Origin of the sequence: Pseudomonas sp. AB6, from assembly GCF_034314105.1 — a bacterium.
Taxonomy (GTDB): domain Bacteria; phylum Pseudomonadota; class Gammaproteobacteria; order Pseudomonadales; family Pseudomonadaceae; genus Aquipseudomonas.
Genome location: NZ_JAVIWJ010000001.1, coordinates 3,266,364 through 3,290,313, shown reverse-complemented (window position 1 = coordinate 3,290,313; position 23,950 = coordinate 3,266,364). Strand labels below are relative to the sequence as shown.

Here is a 23,950-nt window from a genome sequence, read left to right as displayed (position 1 = left end):
GCACTCATCCTTGTTAAATAACCGTACATCTAACGGTAGATTTTTGCGGCGTATTACTGCCTTATAGTCAGGTCGTCAAGGAGCCCCATAATGCACCGACACCCCAAAGGGTTTAGCCTGGTTGAATTGTTAATTACCGTGGCAGTCCTGGGGATTGCAGCGGCTATCGCAGTTCCTAACTTCCAGAGTTCGATACAGCGTTCAAGAGCCGATACCGAGGTCAGCGACTTGCAGCGAGCGCTAAACTATGCGCGTTTAGAGGCAATCAATCGTGGCGTCAATACCAGGGTAATGCCCAGTGCCGTAGGTGGCACTTGGAGTGGTCAGCTGCAGGTTGTACTCGCGTCAGCGCCCAATATCCCCTTGCGACTTGTGTCAGCTATGAGCAGTGGGGCGGTCGTCGTCCTCGGTGGCTCAAACAGTGGCGTTGTTGCCATTGATTTCAATAATCTAGGCGGGCTTGCTGCGCCGAGTACTCAGCTCGATATGACCTACACGCAGGGCACTATCACCCAAACGGTGAGGGCATGCTTGAACGGCCGGATCGTTGTCGGCGGACTTTGTTGATGGCTGACCGAAAGAACCACGCTCAGGCCGGGACGACTCTTGTAGAAGTGCTGATATCGGTACTTGTTCTGGCTATAGGCCTGCTGGGTGCAGCGGCCATTCAACTCAATGCATTGAAATACACCGATAGTTCTACCCTCTCCAGTCAAGCCAGCTTCGTTGCGTACGACATGATGGACCGGATTCGGGCAAATCCGGACGTTGACTATAGCCTCGCCGTTTCGGGTGCGGCTCCGACGGCAAATATCAGCGTTGCTCACGATCAGGATCTTGCAGATTTTTCCGCGAATGTCGCCGCCTTCGCGGGAGCGGGCTCAAAACGATCTATTACGGTGGTGGGCAGAGAGGTGACTATAGCGATCACCTGGCTAGACACCCGTGCTACCAGCAGTGCTAATGCGGACAACACGGCCAGTACCGCCACTTCAACGCAATCGTTCATCCTCACTAGTCGCGTAGCCATTGATTTGGGGATTCCATGAGCAAGCAAGCAAAGGGATTCGGTCTAATCGAAATGATGATTGCGTTAGTGCTCGGCTTGGTTGTCGTCGCGGGCATCATTCAGGTATTCATCGCGGCCAGAGGTACCTACGTGTCTCAAAATGCATCGGCTACGATGCAGGAAGATGCTCGATATGCCCTGAGTAAGATGGTGCAAGAGATACGCATGGTTGGTATGTTCGGCTGTCTTGCTACAGTAAAAGACGCGAGTTCTTCGTCCAATTTCACTCCTAATTTTTATACACCAATTAGCTTCACGACCGACGCTTCAGGGGCCAGTATCCTGACGATGAATACCGCTGACGTTGGCAGCAACGGTGGCGCGCCTACCTGGACGATAGTTTCTGACTGTGTAACTTCCGCCACCGCCTACGACGGAGTTAAGGCTCCCGTTTCAGGGCAAGTAGCGTTCCCCATCCGAAACGTCGTTTACACCTTTAAGAATAATCAGCTGTATTTGGGGTCTGGCGCGGCGGCGGCGGTGCTCGTGAACAATGTAAAAGCATTCAATATTACCTTCGGTATGGCGGGCATCCTATCGGCCACTGCCGTTAGCAGCTATTCGGCTACGCCGACCAGTGCTGATATTCGCAGTATCCGTTTGACACTTACGCTGACCGACCCAAGCAACAATGTTAAAGATCAGACTTTTAATGTGGTGGCAGCGTTGCGTAATAGGCTGCTGTAGTGGAATTGGTATGAAAATGAATAGACCTCAAGTTACACGCGCCGGCAGATCGCAACGTGGCATGGCGCTTTTGGTGAGCTTGGTATTTCTCCTGCTGTTGACGTTGCTGGGTATTTCATCCATGCAAAATGCAACCTTGCAGGAGAAAATGGCGGGTAGCGTGACGCTACGTAATCAATCTTTCCAGTTAGCGGAAACAGCGCTTCGGATCGGTGAAAACGCCGTCTCGGCGAGTGCCTATAGCATTCCGGTCTGTGACGTCGCCCTCACCAGCGTCAAATGCAGTCCTCCTTCGGACTCTACCACTCTCACATCGAGTGGCTTGGGTGGCGTTTCTGGAGTTGTATGGGTCGCCGTTGGTAATGGATTTTATGGAGTACAGATGATCGGTACAACCATGGACCCCATCAACATGAGTAGTGGCTCTACGATCCTGTATCGAATAACGGGAGTGGGTATTCAGGGGAATTCACGCACCGTGCTGGAGAGCATTTATGCCAAAAAATAAAAAGCAGTCTGCCGCCAGCCTTACGCGAACCTTGAACTTGGGTTTAGGTGTGTTTTTAGGACTGTATCTTGCCGCCCCGGTTTACGCTTTTACGCCGGCTGACTCTCCATTGTTGAGCGCTGGTTCAGTAACGCCCAATGTCATGCTGTTGGTGGATGACTCCGGCAGCATGAACAGTATCATTTGGGCGACAGGGTACGACCCCACCGCTACTGGGCGTCCATCCGTCTATGCCTGCAACTCGGACAGCAGCTGCAATGGCTTGAACGCCTTGGATATGACCAATGACAACTATCAACTCAGTAGTTTAGGTTATGGGCGATGTGGCACTGGTTATTACGGATTTAGTAAAACAAACTCAACCGGAAATATTACGTGTTTGAAGTTGCCGGATCCGGTAGGAAATAGGCAGACGCGCTATGCCGCTACCTATCTCTCTTACTTGCTGGCGCAGTCAACGACCTCAACGAAAGATTATACCGACGGCTCCATTCCCAACGATTATAGAGTTAATGTCGCGCGCAATGTCTCATCGGCTTTGGTCGCCAGTAATCGAAATCTGCGGATAGGTCTTGCCTCCTTCAATCCTCCAACTTACCAAGACTATGGTCCCGGCGGCACTATCACTCGGGCAGTCAGTGATCTTTCGGTCACTGGCACCACGACTCAGGCTCAGGCGGATACCAACTATAACAATCTGCTCTCGTCGATCAACGGTTTAGCAGCGATCGCAAACACGCCGTTGGCGGAAACTTACTATGAAATTACCCGCTATTTTCGAGGTATGACATCGTTTCAAAATATCCCATCCACTACCTTCACTAGTCCAATCCAGTACCGTTGCCAAAAGAACTATGGTGTGGTGATTACCGATGGCTTGCCCACCTATGACCGAACCTTTCCGGCGGATGACCCACTGGGCGGCGCAAATTTGCCAAATTGGGACGGGATAAATAACGATGGAGCGAACCTTAATGGCGATGGCGAGGGAGACACTTTATACCTGGATGACTTGGCGAAATTTGCATATGACATCGATATGCAAACTGGCGGGAATGACTTGGCTGGCAAGAGCTGGGATTCAACAGATTTCCCGAAACAGAATTTATTGACGTATACCGTAGGTTTTACTACGACGAACCAGATGCTTTCGGATGCGGCCAGGTACGGACATGGCCAATATTATCAAGCAAACAATAGCGCCGGGTTGAACATTGCACTCTCGGCTGCCTTGAATGACATCACCTCTAAGGCGGGCTCGGGTGGCGGCGGCTCAACGAGTTCTGCTTCATTGTCCTCTACGACGAAGTACTTTCAAACCTTTTACGATCCCACGGATTGGCGCGGCACTGTCAAAGCGTTCGCCTTTAATACCGATGGTTCGCTCAATACGACCACCCCCACTTGGGTCACCGATACGACCATCGTTCCCGGGATAACACCGACTTATCAGTCTTGGAATACGTTGTCCAATGCGGTGGTTTCATTGGTTTACGCTAACTTCTCAACCAATCAGCAGGCGACCCTGAACTTAAATCTGCCATCGGGTTTGTCCGGCAACGATCTCATTGAGTGGAGCAAAGGCGTTAGCAAGACCGGCTTCAAAGTCCGCTCTGTATTGTTAGGCGATGTGATCAACTCACCATTAGCTTACGCATCCCCGGCGGCCCACACCGCTTCGGATTCTGCGGGCGATACCAGCTATACAGCGTATCTGACTACTAAGGCTTCTATGAATGCCAGCTTGGTAGTCAATGCGAATGATGGCCTGGTTAACGTTATTGATGCCGGAAAAGGGACTCGGTTATATGCCTATATGCCTTCGAGTGTACTGCCCAACCTGCACTATGTAGCCGATCCTGCGTATATCAACGGAGTGACACATAAATTTTTAGTCGATGGACAAATATCCGTCGTTGATGCGAAGTTTGATGCTTCATGGAAAACCGTGGCGGTGGGCGGCGCCGGGGCGGGTGGCAAAGCCTTTTATGCTCTTCAGTTGTTCGACGCCTCAGCAGGTAATGTCATCAATGCCTTATGGGAGATTCGGGCGCCAGACGTATCAACTACGGCCAATGTGTTCAATGATTTGGGGTATGCGTATGCAAAACCGGAAATTGCGCGGCTATCGGATGGGCGATGGGCGGCATTTATCTCTAATGGGTATGGCAGTTACACGGGCGTTGCGTCGTTATACGTTGTTGATATTCGCGACGGTTCGTTGATTAAAGAGATTGTGACCGATATAAGTGGATCGAATGGCTTGTCGTCGGTCAAGTTGAGAGTCAATGCCCAAAGCGTCGTTCAATATGCTTATGGGGGAGACCTCAAAGGACAAATGTGGAAGTTTGATTTGAGTGATCCGGTGCCAGCCAATTGGAAGGTGGCGTTTTCCGGTAAACCGCTGTTTACGGCCTCTGGTGGTGCGACCCAGGCAATTACTGCTCAGCCGATTATCGGTAGCTACACCAACGGTCGCAAGCTAATCTATTTCGGCAGCGGTAAGCTTAACGAAACGGCCGACAAGAGCACTAAGTCGCGTCAGGCGTTTTACGCGGTACTGGATGATGATATCAATGGAAACTTCACTGAAAGCCAACTGCAGGCGCAGTCGATAACTGGCATTAACGGGTCTTTGATTTCGACGAGCCAAAATAATGTCGACTACACTTCCCAGAAAGGTTTCTACATGCCGCTGACGGTGGGTGGTGTCAACGCCGGAGAACGGGTTATATACGCAGCGCTATTGCGATTCGGCAGGGTCTATTTTACTACTGCGATCCTGGATACCACTGACCCCTGTGCCAGTGCAGGCGCGGGAAACGTAATCGAATTGGATGCCACCAGCGGAAAAATGCTGACGTTTCCAATATTGGGTAATACTGCCGTCGCCGCTGGACTTCATTTCGTGACTGGCATACCCGTTATTACCTCAATTGTTTCCACCTCTGCCACTAATCAGCGAGTCATAATACAAGGTGTGGGAGGCCCGGCAGCTGCCTATTTAGAGCCTGGTGGTGTTATCAATCGCCGAATCATGTGGCGCCAAATACAGTAGGAAGTTGTTCATGCATAAAAGAATCAAGGGCTTCACCTTAATTGAATTAATGATCGTAGTAGCGATCATTGGTATTCTGGCGGCGGTTGCTTATCCCAGTTACACCGAGTATGTGAAGCGAACGCATCGCTCTGAAATTGCAGCACTGGTATCCGCAACGGCGCAGAGCATGGAGCGATTTTATACGCGAAATGGGCAGTATTCCGACGTGGTTGGTCCACCTGCCGTCGCTTTGACCCTCCCGGCCGGAAATGGCTATTACACCCTTGCCGCGACAGTTCGAACCGCCGCTGCATTCACGCTGACGGCGACCCCCATCGCAGGCACTATGATGGCGGGCGATAAATGCGGCAATTTTGTGATCGACAACACCGGCTTGCGTAGTAATACCGCCGTAACGGGTGGAGCCACCTCCCAAATCTGTTGGGGCCGCTAACTTTTTTTGCATTGAGTTCACTATGTTCAAGCAACAGGTAGTTATTGTCGGCGGCGGAGTGATCGGTCTGTTGACCGCGTTCAATCTGGCCACTGAGGTTGAAAGTGTGGTCCTGCTGGACCGCTCCGACGTCGGACAGGAATCGTCTTGGGCGGGTGGCGGAATTGTTTCGCCGCTTTATCCGTGGCGCTACAGCCCGGCGGTGACGGCCTTGGCGCATTGGTCGCAGGATTATTACCCACAGTTGGCTGACCGGTTGTTCGAAATCACGGGCGTTGATCCTGAAGTCCATACGACCGGTCTTTATTGGCTTGATCTTGAAGATGAAAAAGAAGCGTTGGAGTGGGCAGCGGCCGCTAATCGTCCTTTACGTGCAGTAGATATTTCCACCGTGTATGAAGCGGTTCCGGTCATGGGCAGTGGCTATTCCCGTGCGATATACATGGCTGACGTTGCCAATGTACGTAACCCGCGTTTGGTTAAGTCGCTGAAAGCGGCTTTGTTGTCGCTGCCCAATGTCACCCTTCACGAGCACTGTGAAGTCAGCGGGTTTATCCGTGATGGCGGCACTGTTCTGGGCGTTAGCACGGCCTCTGGCGACATACTCGGCGACCGAGTGGTATTAGCGGCAGGCGCGTGGAGCGGTGAGTTATTGAAAACCCTGGGCCTTGAATTGCCAGTCGAGCCGGTCAAGGGGCAAATGATTTTGTACAAATGTGCGGCGGACTTTCTCCCGAGCATGATTCTCGCCAAAGGCCGGTACGCGATTCCCAGACGTGATGGCCACATTCTGGTTGGTAGCACGCTGGAGCATGAAGGTTTCGACAAGACTCCGACCAGCACTGCACTCGAAAGCCTGAAGGTGTCGGCCGAAGAGCTGATACCGGCCCTGACCGACGCCGAAGTCGTAGGGCATTGGGCAGGGCTACGGCCAGCGTCGCCCGAAGGCGTCCCGTTTATTGGTCCGGTGCCCGGTTTTGATGGTTTATGGTTGAACTGCGGGCATTACCGAAATGGTCTGGTGCTCGCCCCGGCGTCTTGCCGATTGCTCACTGATTTGCTGATGGGGCAGGAGCCAATGATCAATGCAGCACCTTATGCGCCTGAAGGACGGCTAGGCTGAAACACGATTGAGATTGGCGGCCTCGACCCGTTAAACCAACGTGTTGGCTAAGGGGGGCATGCCTTCAGCCTCGCGAACAGGTCTGCTTTTGCAGCAGTACGCTTTCACGTACCTGCCGGCTTGGGCGCGAATCAATCATCCAATCCCAACTTCTTCAACCGATACCTTAGCGAGCGGAATGTCAGGTTTAGGCGTTGGGCGGCAGCGGTGCGGTTCCAGCGGGTTTCTTCGAGGGCTTGGAGGATCAGCGTTCGCTCGATGCTTTCCAGGTAGTCTTCCAGATTGTCGATGTCGGCCAAGTGATGTTCGCCCGGGCCGCCGACGGCGGGGGTGTCGATCAGGCGCAGGTCATTGGCTCCTATCTGGTCGTTTTCGCACAAGGTGTAAGCGCGCTCCAGCATGTTCTCCAGTTCGCGCACGTTGCCCGGGAAACGATAACTTTTCAGGGTCTCTATTGCCGGGGCGTTGAGCGTGGCAGGAGGCTGGCCTGAGTTCTCTGCCAATCGCCGGAGTATGCTGTCAGCCAACTGCACGATGTCTTCTCGGCGTTCGCGCAACGAAGGGACACGCAGTTCAATGACGTTTAGCCTGTAGTACAAATCCTGACGGAAGCGTCCGGCGGTAACCTCAACATTCAAATCTTTGTGGGTGGCGCACAGTATGCGCACATCGACGACCAGTTCTTGCTGACCACCTATGCTACGAACGGCTTTTTCCTGGATTACCCGGAGCAATTTAACCTGCATCGCCAAGGGTAAGTCAGCCACTTCGTCAAGGAACAGTGTTCCACCGTTAGCAGCCTGGAATAGCCCGGGCTTGTCTTCGGTCGCGCCGGTAAAACTGCCTTTGCGGTGACCGAAAAACTCGCTTTCCATCAGCTCTGAGGGAATTGCCCCGCAATTGACCGGCACAAACGGATGGTCGATGCGCGGACCTTGCTCGTGAATCAGACGTGCTACCAATTCTTTGCCACTGCCCGATTCGCCACTTATGTAAATCGGAGCCTGGCTGCGAGCCAGCTTACTGACCTGCTTGCGTAATTCCCGCATCGGCGGCGAATCGCCCAGCAGGCGGCTATCAAATGTATTTTCGATGCCGCTGGGGGTGTGCATGCGCAACGCGCTAGCGACTAACTCGCGAAGGCGAGTGAGGTCTACCGGCTTGGTCAGGAAGTCGAAAGCTCCGGCTTTCAGCGCATTGATCGCGGTATCGAGACTGCCGTAGGCGGTGATCATGGCCACCGGCACTTGGGGATAACGCTGTTGAATGTGTTGGACCAGTTCCAGGCCATTACCATCAGGCAAGCGCATATCGGTCAGGCATAAATCGAAAGGTTCGCGCTGTAACCAATCCCGGGCCTCCTTGACGTTGCGGGCACTGCGGGTGTCGAGCTTCATTCGCCCCAGCGTGATCTCCAGCAGTTCGCGGATGTCCGGTTCATCGTCGACGATCAGGATTTTTTGCTGTGGGCTCATGGTCAGCTCAACTTCAGCGGATGGGCAAAGGTTATTCGAAAACAGCTGCCACCGCCTTCCCGGGGTCTGTAATCCAGATGCGCCTGATTGCTTTCGCACAACTCACGGGAAATATATAGGCCCAAACCGGTGCCTTTGTTTTCTGTGGTGAAGAACGGTTCGAAAATCTTTGGTAGCTGTTCGTAGGCAACACCAGGACCGTCGTCGAGTATTTCAAGTACCGATAAGTCGCTGAGCGGATCTTGAAACAGATGAAACCAAACCTGCGTCAAGTCGTGGATCTGGGCGCTGTAACGCAAGGCATTCTGCAGCAGGTTGATCGCCACTTGTGTCAATTGTTCGGGGTCCATCCGCGTGCTTAACGTTCCGGTGCCAATGTCGACGTGCAACAGTTGATTGGTAAGGATTGAGCCACGGACCTCGTCGACAAAATCTTCAAGCCAACCTTTGAGGTCAAGTAACTGCGGATCTGCTTGGCGGCGACGAGATAGCTGCAGGACATTTTCAATGACCTGGTCCATCCGCCGCGTCTGGTCGTGAATGATCTGGCTCAGACGACGATCTGGAGTTGTCAGTTCGTTAGACTCTTTTAGCAACTGAGCTGCGTGGCTGATGGCACCCAGCGGATTACGGATTTCGTGAGCAATACCGGCTGTCAGGCGCCCCAATGCCGCCAATTTGAGTTGTTGAGCCTGCTGAGAAATTAATGACAAATCCTCGAGAAACACTAACGTTTGCCGGTGCTCCCCGTGATTTAGCGCGATAAAGCTCGGTTGCAGCAGCGGGCCCGCAACGGATGTCTCGACGCTACGCGGGCGTAACATCGGATTGATTAACCATTGCCGTAGACGATCCACCAGTTGGGGTGAGTACTCGTCAATGGTTTCGCCAGTCAATGGCTCATGGCCAATTAATGTCAGGGCCCCTTGATTGGCCAGCAATACCTTGCGCCGAGCATCGAGTACCAAGATGCCGGTACGCATGCGTTGCAGAATCAACGCATTAAGGGCTTCCAGATTGTCGACATCCGCAGCACGTGCATTGGCCAATGTTTCACTCAGATGCAGGCGTCGAGTGAGTGCTTGTACTAACAACGCGGCGGCAAAGCTCAACGCACCGAGCGAGCCAGCCTGAAGGTAATGATTGTAAGCCGATGGGCGATTGAAACTGAGGTAGAACGTCAGGTAAATAATTCCGATGGCAGCTGCCGCAGCAATCAGCAAGCCGATGCGTCCTCGCAGTAACACATTGCTGATAGCCACCGAGGCTATCAGCAGGTTGCCTATCCCGCTGGGTGGGCCACCGCCTGCATAGAACAGTGCGGACAGCATTACGATATCGGCCATCGCCAGGCTGAAGACCTGAGCCGCGTGTTCTGGCCTGTTCAGTAGCACACCGGCCATGATGTTGACGATCAAGTAAACCCAACAACCGCTTCTGAACAGGTCCGCGTTGGCCAGTTCGAGCAGGTCAGTGTCGAGGTTGCTGGAGATCAGCAGGATTAACGTGATGCCGATGGCCACGCGATACAGATGATAAAGCCGCAGGATTCGCTGGCCTTGAATGCCGTTAAGTGAAAGTACTTCAGCGGTCACGGGAGCCTTGGCCTTGTTCAAGATGGGCCTGGCTGCAATACCATTGGTTCTGCTGGCTAAGTGCACGGTCACGCGGCAAATGAACGCCACAGTGATCGCAGCGAACCATTGGAGCTGCGACACCCTCGGGAGGCGCAGGACTCTTGCGTGCCGCTGAGTGTTTTCCCAGGCGCTTGAAGTAGTACACCGCCACCGCAATTAAAATGACCCACAACAGTAAGCGAACCATGGCTACCAGCTTTCTGAATAAAGATTCGCAGTGTAGCCAAGGACATGACGGGCGCACAGCACAGAAATCGCGAATAAAAAAAGAGGCCCGCAGGCCTCTTTTCTCACTACGGCGGAATCAGTCGAATACACCGAAGGTCATGTAGCTGAACCACGAGCGATCATTGGTGTTGCCTTGCGCCTGATGCTGTTCTTCGTCTACCTGATCCTGATTGTCAGGAAGCAGGTCTTTCGGAATCGCGTCTTTAGCGTCTTGGTATTGTTTGATCACGTCCTGGTTGGCGCGGGTTTCACCTGGCGGCAGAGGTGGACGGTTCTCGATCAAGCCCAAAGTCGCTTTGGACAGCCACGAGCGGTTGTCCGCGTCTGAGACCTGCGGCACGAACTGACCATCAACCAGGCTGGGATGATTGGGGTAGTTCAGCTTAAGGACTTCCAAACTGGTGGCCGCCAGTGCATCCAGGTGCATGCGCTGATAAGACTCGACCATCACTGCAAGGCCGTCGCCAACGGCCGGTGTTTCCTGGAAGTTTTCTACCACATAGCGCCCACGGTTGGCGGCTGCAACGTAAGCCTGACGGGTCAAGTAATAATCGGCTACGTGGATTTCGTAGGCCGCCAGCAAGTTGCGCAGATAAATCATGCGTTGCTTGGCGTCAGGCGAATAACGGCTGTTGGGGTAACGAGCGGTCAACTGCGCAAACTCGTTATAGGAATCACGAGCGGCGCCGGGGTCACGCTTGGTCATATCCAGCGGCAGGAAGCGAGCCAGCAGGCCGACGTCCTGGTCGAATGAAGTCAGACCTTTAAGGTAATAGGCGTAATCGACGTTGGGGTGTTGCGGGTGTAAACGGATAAAGCGTTCAGCAGCAGACTTCGCAGCCTCGGGCTCACCGTTTTTATAGTTGGCGTAAATCAGCTCGAGCTGTGCCTGATCGGCATAGCGTCCAAACGGATACCGCGACTCCAAAGCCTTCAGCTTGTTGGTCGCGCTCGAGTAACTACTATTGTCCAGGTCGGCCTGCGCCAGCTGGTACAGCTCGACTTCGCTCAAGTTTTCGTCGATTACTTCTTTCGATGAACACGCGGCGGTGAGTGCGAGGATGGCGATCAGCAGCAGGTGTTTCACTTGCATGGCGGCTAGCGTCCCTATGACGGCCCGCTGTCTTGGGCGTGGCCGTCCTGTTATGATGGGCGCCCCGCGGAACCCCCGGGGCAAAAGACGCCGTATTTAACCACAAGCGCGCAGCCGAAACCAAAGGCTACGCCGCCTCCTAGTCTGGCCATGTCCGAGAATATAGAACTTAGCGCAGAGGTACCGTCCGAAATGGGTGGTCAACGCCTCGATCAAGTCGCCGCACAATTATTCGCTGAGCACTCGCGCTCGCGCCTTTCCGCCTGGATAAAAGACGGCTGCCTGACTGTGGACGGGGCCGTTATACGGCCACGTGACATCGTGCATGGCGGCGCTGTTCTGCACCTGACCGCAGAGCAGGAAGCCCAAGGTGAATGGGTGGCGCAGGATATTGAGCTCGATATCGTCTACGAGGACGATCAAATAATGGTGATCAATAAACCTTCAGGTTTGGTGGTTCACCCAGCGGCCGGTCATGCCGATGGCACGCTGCTTAATGCTCTGTTGCATCACTTTCCAGACATAGTCAATGTGCCGCGAGCCGGTATTGTTCATCGTCTGGACAAAGACACCACTGGTTTGATGGTGGTGGCCAAAACCATTCAGGCGCAGACCCAGCTTGTTACTCAGCTGCAAAGCCGCACGGTCAGCCGGATTTACGAATGCATCGTTATTGGTGTCGTGACCGCCGGCGGCAAGATTGACGCACCGATTGGTCGTCACGGTCAGCAGCGTCAGCGTATGGCGGTGATGGAAGGCGGGAAGCAGGCGGTAAGTCATTACCGTGTACTTGAGCGCTTCCGCTCCCACACTCATGTGCGAGTCAAGCTGGAAACCGGTCGCACTCACCAGATTCGCGTTCACATGGCACACGTCAACTTCCCGTTGGTCGGAGATCCGGCCTACGGTGGTCGGTTCCGTATTCCACCGGCGGCCAGTGTGACTATGGTCGAGTCGCTGAAGCATTTTCCGCGTCAGGCGCTCCACGCGCGTTTCCTGGAGCTGGATCATCCGATCACCGGTAAGCGCATGAAATGGGAATCGCCCCTTCCAGACGACTTTGTCTGGTTATTGACGCTCTTGAAGCAAGATCGCGAGGCGTTCATCGGGTGAGCGAATTCTTGGCGCAGTGGTTGATACCTGACTGGCCTGCGCCAGGGAATATCAAATCCTGTGTCACCACCCGTGCGGGCGGCGTCAGTCTGGCGCCGTTCGATAGCTTTAATCTCGGTGATCATGTTGATGACGACCTGGAGGCAGTGGCTGCTAATCGGATACGTCTGACCTCGCACTTGGGCATTCAGCCTGCTTGGCTGAGCCAAGTACATGGGGTTCACGTCGTTCAAGCAAACCCGCTCCGTGTGGTCGCCGCTGACGCTAGTTGGACCAACGCCCCCGGTGTTGCCTGCACCATAATGACAGCCGATTGTTTGCCGGTGCTGTTCTGCGACCGTGCGGGAACCCGTGTGGCTGCGGCACACGGAGGATGGCGGGGGTTGGCGGCTGGCATTTTGGAAGCGACAGTTGTTCAAATGGCGGTGCCCGTCAGCCAAATCATGGTTTGGCTGGGGCCTGCAATCGGGACTCAGGCTTTTGAAGTCGGGCCCGAAGTGCGTGATGCGTTCGTTGGCACGCATCCTGAAGCCGTTGAGGCGTTTGTACCCAGCTTGAACGACGGTCGCTTTTTGGCCGATATCTACGCTCTGGCGCGCCTGCGTTTGGCCGCGTGCGGAGTGACTGCGGTTTATGGAGGTGGATTCTGCACTGTCAATGACCCGCGTTTTTATTCCTACCGCCGCAGCGCTCGTACCGGGCGGTTTGCATCTCTGGTCTGGATTGATAGCCCCCACTCCTTGTAATACCGACGCTATCCTCTGTGGACTAACGTGCTGGCGAGCTATCTGAACGGCTAAAAGCGCATACGACCTTTCGCCAACCAGTTGGCTCCACAGGGTCGTGCCTGAGCTGCTACGCTCAGACCCCTTAGTAGCTGATCTGCGTCAATCAAATTGCGCTTGAATACTGCAAAATCGACCACATCTTATGGGCTATCTCGCAGGTTTTCTTTATAGGTGTGTCCATCGCTCCGGCCTGCTCTAAGGAAGGTGAATTATGCGTATTGACCGATTAACCAGTAAATTGCAGCTAGCGTTATCTGATGCCCAATCGTTGGCGGTAGGCCTCGATCACCCTGCCATTGAGCCTGCACATTTAATGCAGGCCCTACTTGAACAGCAAGGCGGCACACTCAAGCCGCTGCTGATGCAGGTTGGCTTTGACGTCAACAGCTTCCGCAAAGAATTGAGCAAAGAGCTCGACCATCTGCCAAAAATTCAGAATCCTACCGGCGACGTCAACATGTCGCAGGATTTGGCACGGCTGCTCAACCAAGCGGATCGCCTGGCACAGCAGAAAAGTGACCAGTTCATTTCCAGTGAGTTGGTTTTACTGGCTGCGATGGAAGACAACAGTAAGCTCGGCAAACTGTTGCTTGCCCAAGGGGTAAGCAAAAAAGCCCTTGAGAACGCCATCACCAATCTGCGTGGCGGCGAGGCGGTGAATGACTCCAACGTCGAAGAGTCCCGTCAGGCCTTGGACAAATACACGGTCGACCTGACCAAGCGCGCTGAAGAAGGCAAGCTTGATCCGGTGATCGGACGCGACGACGAGATTCGTCGGACCATTCAGGTGCTGCAGCGTCGCACCAAGAACAACCCAGTGCTGATCGGTGAGCCAGGCGTGGGTAAAACCGCAATTGTCGAAGGTTTGGCTCAACGCATCATAAATGGCGAAGTGCCCGACGGCCTCAAGGGTAAGCGTGTGCTGTCGTTAGATATGGGCGCCTTGATTGCGGGTGCCAAGTTTCGTGGTGAGTTCGAAGAGCGTTTGAAGGCGTTACTCAATGAGCTTTCGAAGCAAGAGGGCCAGATCATCTTGTTTATTGATGAACTGCATACCATGGTCGGTGCTGGCAAAGGCGAAGGTGCAATGGATGCGGGCAATATGCTCAAGCCTGCACTGGCGCGTGGCGAACTTCACTGCGTCGGCGCGACCACGCTCAATGAGTACCGTCAATACATTGAGAAGGACGCAGCCCTTGAGCGGCGCTTCCAGAAAGTATTGGTAGAAGAACCGAGCGAAGAAGACACCATTGCAATTTTGCGGGGCTTGAAGGAGCGCTACGAGGTTCACCACAAAGTGGCGATTACCGACGGTGCGATCATCGCAGCGGCCAAGCTGAGCCACCGCTACATCACCGATCGTCAGTTGCCAGACAAAGCCATCGACCTGATCGACGAAGCGGCCAGCCGCATTCGTATGGAGATCGACTCCAAGCCGGAAGTGCTCGATCGTCTGGAGCGGCGTCTGATTCAACTGAAGGTTGAATCCCAGGCGCTACGAAAAGAAGACGATGAGGCGGCGATCAAGCGTCTTGAAAAGCTTCAGGAAGAAATCAACCGGCTCGAGCGTGAGTACGCTGATCTAGAAGAGATCTGGACGGCTGAAAAAGCTGAGGTCCAAGGTTCGGCGCAGATCCAGCAGAAAATCGAGCAGTCGCGCCAAGAGTTGGAAGCTGCCCGCCGTCGGGGTGATTTGAATCGTATGGCTGAGTTGCAGTACGGGGTCATTCCGGATTTGGAACGCAGCCTGCAAATGGTCGATCAGCACGGAAAAAGCGAAAATCAGTTGTTGCGCAGCAAGGTTACCGAAGAAGAAATTGCCGAGGTTGTGTCCAAGTGGACCGGTATTCCAGTGTCGAAAATGCTTGAGGGCGAGCGCGACAAGCTGTTGAAGATGGAAAGTTTGCTGCATCAGCGCGTCATCGGCCAAGACGAAGCGGTCATCGCGGTTTCAAATGCTGTACGTCGATCCCGTGCCGGTCTCTCCGACCCGGACCGCCCGAGCGGCTCATTCATGTTCCTCGGCCCGACCGGCGTTGGTAAAACCGAGCTGTGCAAGGCGCTGGCAGAATTTTTGTTCGACACTGAAGAAGCCATGATTCGCATCGACATGTCTGAATTCATGGAGAAACACTCCGTCGCTCGGCTGATCGGCGCGCCTCCGGGATACGTAGGTTATGAGGAAGGCGGCTACCTGACTGAAGCTGTCCGCCGCAAGCCTTACTCAGTGGTTCTGCTGGACGAGGTCGAGAAGGCCCATCCTGATGTTTTCAACGTGCTGCTGCAGGTGCTTGAGGACGGTCGCTTGACTGACAGTCATGGGCGGACAGTGGATTTTCGCAACACCGTAATCGTGATGACCTCGAACTTGGGTTCGGCACAGATTCAAGACTTGGTCGGTGACCGCGAGGCGCAACATGCTGCGGTGATGGATGCGGTCAGCTCGCACTTCCGTCCGGAGTTTGTGAACCGTATCGATGAAGTCGTGGTGTTTGAGCCGTTGGCGCGTGATCAGATCGCCGGTATTGCCAATATTCAGTTGGGACGCCTGCGTGGGCGCCTCTCTGAACGCGAACTAAAGCTGGAGTTAAGCGACGAAGCTTTAGATAAATTGATCGCGGTGGGCTACGACCCAGTGTATGGCGCACGGCCTCTCAAACGTGCGATACAGCGCTGGATTGAAAACCCGCTGGCGCAGTTGATCCTTTCTGGACGCTTCCTGCCAGGCGCTAGTGTGACGGGCACGGTGGTCAACAACGAGATCGTTTTTGGCTGATCGGATCACGGCTTTGCTCTATAAACTAAGGCCCTCTCGGTGAGGGTCTTTTTTTATGGGCATAGCAGCTTACGGTGAGAAACCTCTATTTTGAGCGTTCTCATAGGAGAGTAGAAAAAAACGCAAATCATTGTCTTAAATGCAGTTTTAAGGGTTGACAGTCTTTTTTAAAATTGTAGAATAGCGCGCCTCAGAGATGCTAACGCAGCGATGCGAAATAGTCGAAGAGGCTGAAATAAGTAGTTAATTCAGCGATGTAGTTGTAAAGTTGCGTCTGAAATCGATAGTTCCGCGATAGCTCAGTTGGTAGAGCAAATGACTGTTAATCATTGGGTCCCTGGTTCGAGTCCAGGTCGTGGAGCCACTTATTCTAGATGTAGCCACATCGGGGTATAGCGCAGTCCGGTAGCGCGCCTGCTTTGGGAGCAGGATGTCAGGAGTTCGAATCCCCTTACCCCGACCATTTTTGGGTCGTTAGCTCAGTTGGTAGAGCAGTTGGCTTTTAACCAATTGGTCGTAGGTTCGAATCCCACACGACCCACCATTTTCTGCCGGGTTGTACCGGGTTGAATCTTAGGGAGTGATGCCAAAAGCATCACCCAATCTAAAAGGCACCTTTTACTAGGTGCCTTTTTGTATAACCGGGGTATAGCGCAGTCCGGTAGCGCGCCTGCTTTGGGAGCAGGATGTCAGGAGTTCGAATCCCCTTACCCCGACCATTTTCTACTCATGTTGTTATGGGTTTGAAGATACAGGCCAGATGCTTCGCGCATCGAAGCCAAATGAAAAAGGCGCCCTTCGGGGCGCTTTTTTTATGCCTGAAATAAACGCGTCTGATCTGACCCCAAAAAATTGGACGAAAATTAGCTAAGCCGTGCCAGCCTTTAGAGCGCCATGTAACTCAACAAGCGGCTCAGCAGGCCCAAACCAACCGTGACCGCCACTACCACGATAAGAAGCAGCCACGGCCGAAAAGGCTTGCGCTCGATCTGATGCTGAGATGTGTGCAGATACTCTTCGACACGTTGCTGGTCATCGGGGTTTAGGCGGCTAGTCATGTGAGCCTCATTGGATAATGAAACACGCGGATAAAAGTCAGGTTTGGATGAATTCCAGTAGTTCGACGCAGAGGGCGTCATCCAGTCGGATGATTCCGCTTTGTAGCACCCGTGCCGTAATTCCGCCATGGCCGCGTAAGGCTTGAAACGTCCCGTGGCCAAGTCGATGTTCAAGGCGGGCACAAGGCTGGCACCATCCTGTGGTTTCCAGAATCGCCTGGCCGATCTTGAAGCGTCGGCCCTTTAGACTGAATAAATTGATGCCGCTGATCACCAGGTTTCGCCGCAGGTCTTGCGGCACGATGGGGTTATCGTCGGCGCGACTTAACAACGAGCTGACTACGGCAAGATGTTCCCATTGGATCAACGTCACTTGCCTGGCGTTACGCGGGCCGGGCCGTGAATGATCACCGGTCAGCCCAGCTTCGCGGCGCGCCTCCACGGCATCCAGCTCGATCATGTCGATGCGCGACTCTGGCCGCACGCCAATCCAGCGCACACGACCCCGCTGAGGTACGTCGGCGAGGAGTTCCTGCAACGGACTCATAGGCTGATACCTACGTCAAAAACCACGCTACGGCCAAGGTTAGTGCGTAAAAAATCCGGTGCATCGGGGTGCGCAAACAATACCCGGGCAAAGGTTGGACCGACCAATGACAATGAGCGCCAGCCTTGGCGCAAATATTCAGTCGGCGGTGGAAAATGACTGTTCAGATCGAGGACTTCCCGCTTGAGGCTGGCAAACGCAATGATATCCAGCTCCCCGAGGTCTAGCCCACGCTCTCGATAGTTGTGCGCTTTTTTACGTAGGGTCGGCGCCAAGCGCTGAAGCAGTTCTGGCGCAGAGATCCGTTTTGGCTTGGCTTCACGGCGTACCAATTGTCTCAACGAAAAAGCACTGCGCCGCCGTTGCAACTCTTCACGCCATTCGTCGTTTAAGCGCCGACCTTCATCCAGCACAAAAAACACCTCAAAGCTGGCCTCGCGAAACAGCACGTCGGGCGGCTCCTGTCCGGCCGGGGTGAAGTCTTCGTTGCGATGTGCAATGTTCAACCCTTGTAATAACCGCTGACAAACCCAGCGCTCGCGCTCCCACTTACGCGCATTGGAAAGAAATGCGTTGGCTTGTTCGGCCTGAATCGTGAGCAGGCGTAAGTAGTCAGAGTCATCCATAGGCCAAGCTTAGCGTCCAACGTGTGATAACTGAAAGCAAGAATGAGGAGGTGTAGACTTTGGAGCATTATTTAGCCCAAACCGGCAAGCCGCGATTTTGATGTTCGCGGGTGGTGACGAATTTCTCCTCTGTATAACGAAAGCGACGATAAGGAGATTTAATTGAACATTGACATCGTTTTCCTGCTCGGCGCCGCACTATGATCAGCGCCCATGTGCTCTCCCCGGAAACCATGGTCGTTGGTTGGTTGCTGTATGTACCTTTAGTGCTGTGGGCGCTATGGCGTTCACCTTGGGTCGAGTTGTTTACTGACAACCGTCGCCAGCATTTGTTTTACGGCACGGTGTTTGCGCTGTTCCTGCTATGGCTGGTGCGGCGGGATTTCGATACGGGTGTTTCTTATCACTTTATTGGCATGACCGCCGTGACCCTGCTGCTCGATTGGCCGTTGGCGATTATGGGTGGGCTATTGGCGCAATTGGGGTTGCTACTACTGGGTCGACAGGACTTTGCTGCATTGGGCGTGAACGGCCTGTTGTTGATCGCCTTGCCGGTGATGGTGACAGAGGCTTGCGCCCTGCTGGTAGAGCGCGCACGACCCAAAAATCCCTTTGTATACATCTATTGTTCAGGCTTTCTAGCTGCAGCGATATCCGCCTTGTTGTGCCTGTTGCTGGGATTGGTCCTGCTGTGGTTCGACGGGTTGTTTGCGATGCCAGAGTGGCTAGAAGACTTCGTGGGCTACCTGTGGTTGATCATCTTTCCCGAGGCGTTCATCAACGGCATGGTGGTCAGTGCGTTCGTGGTGTTTTGTCCTGAGTGGCTTGAGACATTCAATCGTACCCGATACCTGTCTGCGCCTTGGAACGAGGAGAAGCCTTCAAACAGCGACCGCTGATCATTGCAATCAGCGGTCAGGCTTGATCAATGGTCGCGGGACGGAAAATCGCCCGAGAACGACTCGTCTTCTGCGTCCGGGCCCACCGGGATCGCATGCTCTTCGGAAGCCCATGCGCCTAAATCTATCAGTTTGCAGCGATCAGAGCAGAACGGTCGAAACAGGCTGGCGGCGCTCCATTCCACAGGGGCGCCACAGGTAGGGCATTCGACGGTCAAGGGCTGGCTCATGGTTGGCCTCCATGTAAAGTTAAATAAAAATGATGCAAGCGCTCAACTTCGCTTTTAAGCCAGGCAGGATCGCGGTCGTTGACCAGCACATCATCGGCATGACTCAGGCGTAATTCGCGGTTGGCCTGGGCGTTGAGAATGGCTTTGACCTGCTCCTCGCTGGTGCTATCGCGAAGCATGGTGCGCTGGATTTGAAGATCCTCAGGAGCATCAATCACCAACACGCGCTGGGTCAGTTTGTATTGGCCTGACTCCACGAGAAGCGGCGAAACCAGAATCGCATAGGGCGATTCTGCCCGAGCCAGGTCACTCATAATCTCTTGGCCGATCAGCGGATGCAGCAAAGCCTCAAGCCAGCGCCGCTGTTCAGGGTTCTGAAAGACCAGACCGCGCAATGCGGAGCGGTCCAGTTGCCCATCAGGCTGCAACACACCAGCCCCGAAGTGCTCGACGATTTGCGCCAGTGCCGGCCGACCGGGTTCGACCACCCAGCGTGCGGCGTGGTCCGCATCCACCAAGTGCACGCCTAGGTCTGTAAAGCACTGCGCCGCTGCGCTTTTGCCGCTACCGATGCCGCCAGTGAGGCCGAGAATCCAGGGTTTGAAAGGGTTTTTGGTCATCTGAAACCGGCAAACTGCATGTAAGAGGCGGTTATTTGACCACCCCAGAGCAGCGCGATCCAGCCTGCAATCGCCAAATAAGGACCGAAGGGAATTGGTGTGCTGGTACTGGCGTTGCGCAAACGCAACAGGATCAAGCCCAACACCGCGCCCACCAGCGACGCCAGCAGAATCGTCAGCGGCAGAATCTGCCAACCGCCCCATGCGCCGAGCATCGCCAGCAACTTAAAGTCGCCATAGCCCATGCCTTCCTTGCCGGTCACCAACTTAAATATCCAAAACACCAGCCACAGGCTCATGTAACCGGCCACCGCCCCCCACAAGGCATCGTGCAAGTTAGTGAACAGACCAAAAGTGTTCACAATCAACCCCAGCCACAACAAGGGCAGCACCAATGCGTCGGGCAGCAGTTGATGGTCCGCATCAATCAAACTCATCGCCAACAGGCCCCAGGCCAGTACCAACATTGCTATCGCCTGCCAACCGAACCCGAAATGCCAGGCAATAAACGCCGAAAGCAACCCGCAGGCAAGTTCAACGATTGGGTAACGTTTACTGATCGGCGCTTTACAGCCAGAGCACTTACCGCCGAGGAACAAATAACTGATCACCGGCAAGTTCTCCCACGCACGAATCTTGTGTGCGCAATGCGGGCAGCGGGAGTGGGGGAGCATCAGATTAAAGGTGTCAGGTTCCGGCTCAGCAGGGAGGGCAAGCATCTCCCTGGCTTGGGACTTCCAGTCACGGTCGAGCATGATGGGCAGGCGATAGATGACCACATTCAGGAAGCTGCCGACCAGCAGGCCTAAGACTAGAGCGCAAATAACAAAGGCCAGCGCAGAACTGGCCAGCAGATTAATGAGCGGCATGTTAAACGACGTTTCCGAGCTGGAAGATGGGAAGGTACATAGCGATGACGAGACCGCCGACTACGACGCCGAGGACGGCCATGATGAACGGCTCCATCAGTGCCGTCATGTTGTCGACCATACCGTCTACTTCATCTTCATAAAAGGTCGCGACTTTATCGAGCATTGAGTCTAAAGCGCCTGACTCTTCACCGATGGCGGTCATTTGAATTGCCAGCGTGGGAAATACCCCCGTGGTGCGCATCGAAAAATTCAGCTGCATGCCGGTGGAAACGTCGAGTTTGATTCGGTTAACGGCGTTTCGGAAAACTACATTGCCCGTGGCGCCGGCTACTGACTCGAGGGCTTCGACCAACGGCACACCGGCTGCAAACGTGGTGGACAAGGTGCGGGCGTAGCGGGCGACCGATGATTTGTAGATGAGGGGGCCAACGATGGGGACTTTGAGTAGCCCGCGGTCTAATGTGTCGCGAAATTTTTGAGAGGTTTTGTAGGCTCGTTTAAATGCATATATTGAAACAATAGTTGCCGCTAAAACGATATACCACCAATTCTGCAGTAGTTCAGAAAGGCCAATGACCATTAACGTAAATGTGGGTAACTTTGCGCCGAAGCTTGAAAAGACGGACTGAAATTGCGGAACAACTTTTATGAGGAGAATTGCCGAAACAATCAAGGCGACGATTACCACCGCTATGGGATAAGTCATGGCCTTCTTTATTTTTGCTTTGAGCATTTCTGTCTTTTCTTTGTAGGTCGCCACCCGTTCCAGTAAAGCTTCCAAAGCGCCCGCTTGCTCGCCAGCATCAACCAAACTGCAATAAAGATCATCGAAATATTCTGGCTTCTTCCTCAAGGAAGAAGCGAAGCTGTTACCTGCGGCCACTTCCTGCTTAATATCGTTGATCAGGGATCTCATTCGCGGGTTATCCGAGCTCTCTCCAATAATGTCGAAAGATTGCAGCAGCGGAACTCCGGCTTTCATCATGGTCGCCATCTGTCGCGTGAAAAACGCAATATCGATCGGCTTTATCTTTTTGCCTTCACCAAAAATCGAGACGGTTTTCTTGCGCACTTTGACAGGTGTTATGCCTTGCTTGCGCAGTTGGGCTTTGATCAGGGCAGGGTTGTGCCCGTTCAGTTCGCCCGTCAGCTTTGCACCTTTTTTATCCGTGCCTTCCCAAGTATAAACACTGACTTTAACTACTTTGGTCGCCATGCTTAATCCTTGGTCACACGGTTGATTTCTTCAAGGCTTGTGACGCCCTGCATGGCCTTCATTAGTCCCGACGTACGCAGGTCGTTAAAGCCGTCTTTACGCATCTGAACAGCAATATCCATTGAGTTGCCCTCTTCCATGATGAGCCGTTGCAACTCGGGGGTACTCTTCACCACCTCATAAATCCCGACACGGCCTTTGTAGCCGTTGTTGCAATGGTCACAGCCGACCGGCGAGTAAATCTTGAACGTGCCGATTTTGTCTTCGGGGAAGCCTTCTTTAATCAGCGTTTCACGGGGGATATCCGCTTCTTTCTTGCACAGTGGACACAATTTTCGTGCCAGACGTTGAGCAATGATCAGGTTGATAGCCGTTGCGATGTTGAATGCGGCTACGCCCATGTGCTGGAGGCGAGTCAAGGTTTCCGCTGCGCTGTTGGTGTGCAACGTGGACAACACCATGTGGCCGGTTTGCGAGGCTTTGATGGCGATTTCCGCCGTTTCCAAGTCGCGAATTTCCCCAACCATGATCACGTCCGGATCCTGACGCAGGAACGCACGCAGTGCCTGTGAAAAATCCATGCCTTGTCGCGGGTTGACGTTGACCTGATTGATGCCTTCCAGGTTGATCTCCACCGGGTCTTCGGCGGTGGAAATGTTGATGTCCACGGTATTAAGAATATTTAGGCCGGTATAGAGCGAAACGGTTTTGCCAGAGCCCGTAGGGCCGGTGACTAGAATCATGCCTTGAGGCTGTTTAAGTGCAGCCAGATACAGTTCTTTTTGATCGGGCTCATAGCCGAGGGCATCAATCCCCATCTGTGCGCTGGACGGGTCGAGAATCCGCATCACGATCTTTTCGCCCCACAAGGTGGGCAAGGTATTGACTCGAAAGTCGATGGCTTTGGTTTTGGAAATCCGCAATTTGATCCGGCCATCCTGTGGACGGCGGCGTTCGGAGATGTCCAAACTGGCCATAACCTTTAAACGCGCGGAAATCCTGCTGGCCAAATGAACGGGCGGCTTGGCGACTTCGTGAAGAATGCCATCGGTGCGTAAGCGCACCCGGTAAGTTTTTTCATACGGCTCAAAATGCAGGTCCGATGAGCCTGCCTTAATGGCATCCAGCAGCATCTTATTAACGAAACGCACAACGGGTGCATCGTCCGCATCTTGGCCGGCAATGGTGTCCTGTTTTTTATCGTCCAATGATTCGATGTCGAGATTTTCCAGGTCAACATCTGCCATGTCGCCCAAGCCAGCGCTGGAACCCTCGAAAAACTTCTCGATCGCATCCGTTAACTTGTCATCTTCCACCAGAATCGCTTCAGTATTAAGTCCGGTGCTGAACTGAACATCGGTAATAGCTTGGTGGTTGGTAGGGTCGGAAATACCGACAAATAATTTGTTGCCCCGTCGCCACAATGGCAAAACATGGTGTTGGCGAATCAATTTCTCGCTTACTAGCCCTTTAGGCTGTCCCTCTTTATCCAGTTTGCTCAAATCTAGAAACGGCACACCAAATTGCTCAGAAGCAATTTCCGCCAGAACAATACTTTTAAGCAGCTTATTCTGCACCAGATAGCTGACCAGCGATATTTTGCTGCGCTGAGCTTTCTGATAAGCGTCTTGAGCGACTTTTTCATTGAGCAGTCCTGCTACCGTCAACTGCTTGGCCAAACCTGTTAAAGCGACATCAGTCATAAGACCACCGGACACAGACAATGTGACGGTTATAGCGTAGTCGGGCTGTGCTGCCAAACCCTCGAAGACAAACTGACCAAATTTGTCAGTTTGTGCGCTTATAGGTGAGGTTTTTATTGCGGAGTTTACGGTTTTTGACCTGAATCGCCAGGGTTAAACGGCTTGGCACGGGCCGTGCTTTGGTAGTT

23 protein-coding genes and 4 tRNA genes are annotated in these 23,950 nt (G+C 53.7%); 15 read left to right on the top strand and 12 right to left on the bottom strand.

Annotated elements, in window-relative coordinates; translation table 11 throughout:
- Positions 1-90 precede the first annotated feature (90 nt).
- From RGW60_RS15540 to thiO, 7 genes are read left to right on the top strand one after another with little or no spacing between them, the layout of a single operon-like run.
- Entirely contained in the window at positions 91-567 is a 477-nt protein-coding gene (locus RGW60_RS15540; protein ID WP_322205431.1) for a GspH/FimT family pseudopilin, read from the top strand.
- On the top strand, positions 567-1,049 hold the full coding sequence (gene pilV, locus RGW60_RS15535; RefSeq protein ID WP_322205430.1) for a type IV pilus modification protein PilV: 483 nt from the start codon (positions 567-569) through the stop codon (positions 1,047-1,049). Before RGW60_RS15540 ends, pilV begins: the two co-directional genes overlap by 1 nt.
- On the top strand, positions 1,046-1,756 hold the full coding sequence (locus tag RGW60_RS15530; protein ID WP_322205429.1) for a PilW family protein: 711 nt from the start codon (positions 1,046-1,048) through the stop codon (positions 1,754-1,756). Before pilV ends, RGW60_RS15530 begins: the two co-directional genes overlap by 4 nt.
- Positions 1,757-1,772: 16 nt before the next feature.
- Complete coding sequence (locus RGW60_RS15525; RefSeq protein ID WP_407074070.1) at positions 1,773-2,264, top strand: pilus assembly PilX family protein; 492 nt, start codon at positions 1,773-1,775, stop codon at positions 2,262-2,264.
- The gene (locus RGW60_RS15520) at positions 2,251-5,322 is read left to right on the top strand and encodes a pilus assembly protein (RefSeq protein WP_322205427.1); all 3,072 of its coding nucleotides are present in this window, start codon (positions 2,251-2,253) and stop codon (positions 5,320-5,322) included. The genes RGW60_RS15525 and RGW60_RS15520 overlap by 14 nt, the downstream gene beginning before the upstream one ends.
- Positions 5,323-5,332: 10 nt before the next feature.
- The gene (locus tag RGW60_RS15515) at positions 5,333-5,758 is read left to right on the top strand and encodes a type IV pilin protein (RefSeq protein WP_322205426.1); all 426 of its coding nucleotides are present in this window, start codon (positions 5,333-5,335) and stop codon (positions 5,756-5,758) included.
- Positions 5,759-5,780: 22 nt separating this feature from the next.
- Entirely contained in the window at positions 5,781-6,881 is a 1,101-nt protein-coding gene (gene thiO, locus RGW60_RS15510; RefSeq protein ID WP_322205425.1) for a glycine oxidase ThiO, read from the top strand.
- 131 nt (positions 6,882-7,012) lie between these two features.
- Here the strand turns inward: thiO and RGW60_RS15505 are convergent, their stop codons facing one another.
- The 4 genes from RGW60_RS15505 to RGW60_RS15490 form a co-directional block, all read right to left on the bottom strand.
- Entirely contained in the window at positions 7,013-8,356 is a 1,344-nt protein-coding gene (locus RGW60_RS15505; RefSeq protein WP_322205424.1) for a sigma-54 dependent transcriptional regulator, read from the bottom strand.
- A gap of 2 nt (positions 8,357-8,358) precedes the next feature.
- Positions 8,359-9,951, bottom strand: coding sequence for a sensor histidine kinase (locus RGW60_RS15500; RefSeq protein WP_322205423.1), 1,593 nt, complete (start codon positions 9,949-9,951; stop codon positions 8,359-8,361).
- On the bottom strand, positions 9,941-10,180 hold the full coding sequence (locus RGW60_RS15495) for a PP0621 family protein (RefSeq protein ID WP_322205422.1): 240 nt from the start codon (positions 10,178-10,180) through the stop codon (positions 9,941-9,943). Before RGW60_RS15495 ends, RGW60_RS15500 begins: the two co-directional genes overlap by 11 nt.
- A gap of 117 nt (positions 10,181-10,297) precedes the next feature.
- Positions 10,298-11,314, bottom strand: coding sequence for an outer membrane protein assembly factor BamD (locus tag RGW60_RS15490; protein ID WP_322205421.1), 1,017 nt, complete (start codon positions 11,312-11,314; stop codon positions 10,298-10,300).
- Between the two features lie 150 nt (positions 11,315-11,464).
- Between RGW60_RS15490 and rluD the strand changes: the two genes are divergently transcribed.
- The 7 genes from rluD to RGW60_RS15455 all read left to right on the top strand — a co-directional run bounded on the left by rluD (position 11,465) and on the right by RGW60_RS15455 (position 16,710).
- Positions 11,465-12,427 (top strand): 23S rRNA pseudouridine(1911/1915/1917) synthase RluD, encoded by a 963-nt coding sequence (gene rluD, locus RGW60_RS15485; RefSeq protein ID WP_322205420.1) that lies wholly within the window; start codon positions 11,465-11,467, stop codon positions 12,425-12,427.
- Positions 12,428-12,435: 8 nt separating this feature from the next.
- Positions 12,436-13,173, top strand: coding sequence for a peptidoglycan editing factor PgeF (pgeF, locus tag RGW60_RS15480; RefSeq protein WP_322206940.1), 738 nt, complete (start codon positions 12,436-12,438; stop codon positions 13,171-13,173).
- Positions 13,174-13,426: 253 nt separating this feature from the next.
- The gene (gene clpB / locus RGW60_RS15475) at positions 13,427-15,991 is read left to right on the top strand and encodes an ATP-dependent chaperone ClpB (RefSeq protein ID WP_322205419.1); all 2,565 of its coding nucleotides are present in this window, start codon (positions 13,427-13,429) and stop codon (positions 15,989-15,991) included.
- 288 nt (positions 15,992-16,279) lie between these two features.
- Positions 16,280-16,355: transfer RNA gene (locus RGW60_RS15470), tRNA-Asn, on the top strand.
- A gap of 22 nt (positions 16,356-16,377) precedes the next feature.
- Positions 16,378-16,454 (top strand) — tRNA-Pro (locus RGW60_RS15465).
- 5 nt (positions 16,455-16,459) lie between these two features.
- Positions 16,460-16,535, top strand: a tRNA-Lys gene (locus RGW60_RS15460).
- A 98-nt stretch (positions 16,536-16,633) separates the two neighbouring features.
- Positions 16,634-16,710, top strand: a tRNA-Pro gene (locus tag RGW60_RS15455).
- A gap of 165 nt (positions 16,711-16,875) precedes the next feature.
- Here RGW60_RS15455 and RGW60_RS15450 read toward each other — a convergent pair.
- From RGW60_RS15450 to RGW60_RS15440, 3 genes are read right to left on the bottom strand one after another with little or no spacing between them, the layout of a single operon-like run.
- On the bottom strand, positions 16,876-17,049 hold the full coding sequence (locus RGW60_RS15450; protein ID WP_322205418.1) for a DUF3094 family protein: 174 nt from the start codon (positions 17,047-17,049) through the stop codon (positions 16,876-16,878).
- A gap of 37 nt (positions 17,050-17,086) precedes the next feature.
- Positions 17,087-17,596: an MOSC domain-containing protein gene (locus RGW60_RS15445; RefSeq protein WP_322205417.1), complete on the bottom strand. Its 510-nt coding sequence runs from the start codon at positions 17,594-17,596 to the stop codon at positions 17,087-17,089.
- Positions 17,593-18,222 (bottom strand): DUF1780 domain-containing protein, encoded by a 630-nt coding sequence (locus RGW60_RS15440; RefSeq protein WP_322205416.1) that lies wholly within the window; start codon positions 18,220-18,222, stop codon positions 17,593-17,595. The genes RGW60_RS15445 and RGW60_RS15440 overlap by 4 nt, the downstream gene beginning before the upstream one ends.
- Before the next feature lie 200 nt (positions 18,223-18,422).
- Between RGW60_RS15440 and RGW60_RS15435 the strand changes: the two genes are divergently transcribed.
- Complete coding sequence (locus RGW60_RS15435) at positions 18,423-19,121, top strand: energy-coupling factor ABC transporter permease (protein WP_322205415.1); 699 nt, start codon at positions 18,423-18,425, stop codon at positions 19,119-19,121.
- 26 nt (positions 19,122-19,147) lie between these two features.
- Here RGW60_RS15435 and yacG read toward each other — a convergent pair whose 3' ends face one another.
- Genes yacG through pilB form a run of 5 tightly spaced genes read right to left on the bottom strand, consistent with a single transcriptional unit; the run spans position 19,148 to position 23,762 of the window.
- A complete protein-coding gene (gene yacG / locus RGW60_RS15430; protein WP_322205414.1) occupies positions 19,148-19,351 on the bottom strand; it encodes a DNA gyrase inhibitor YacG in 204 nt (67 codons plus the stop codon).
- Positions 19,348-19,971, bottom strand: coding sequence for a dephospho-CoA kinase (coaE, locus tag RGW60_RS15425; protein ID WP_322205413.1), 624 nt, complete (start codon positions 19,969-19,971; stop codon positions 19,348-19,350). The genes yacG and coaE overlap by 4 nt, the downstream gene beginning before the upstream one ends.
- A complete protein-coding gene (locus RGW60_RS15420; RefSeq protein WP_322205412.1) occupies positions 19,968-20,840 on the bottom strand; it encodes an A24 family peptidase in 873 nt (290 codons plus the stop codon). Before RGW60_RS15420 ends, coaE begins: the two co-directional genes overlap by 4 nt.
- Before the next feature lies 1 nt (position 20,841).
- Positions 20,842-22,059 (bottom strand): type II secretion system F family protein, encoded by a 1,218-nt coding sequence (locus RGW60_RS15415; RefSeq protein WP_322205411.1) that lies wholly within the window; start codon positions 22,057-22,059, stop codon positions 20,842-20,844.
- 2 nt (positions 22,060-22,061) lie between these two features.
- Positions 22,062-23,762 carry a type IV-A pilus assembly ATPase PilB gene (gene pilB, locus RGW60_RS15410; protein WP_322205410.1) on the bottom strand — a complete coding sequence of 567 codons (1,701 nt, stop codon included), beginning with the start codon at positions 23,760-23,762 and terminating at the stop codon, positions 22,062-22,064.
- Between the last annotated feature and the right edge of the window lie 188 nt (positions 23,763-23,950).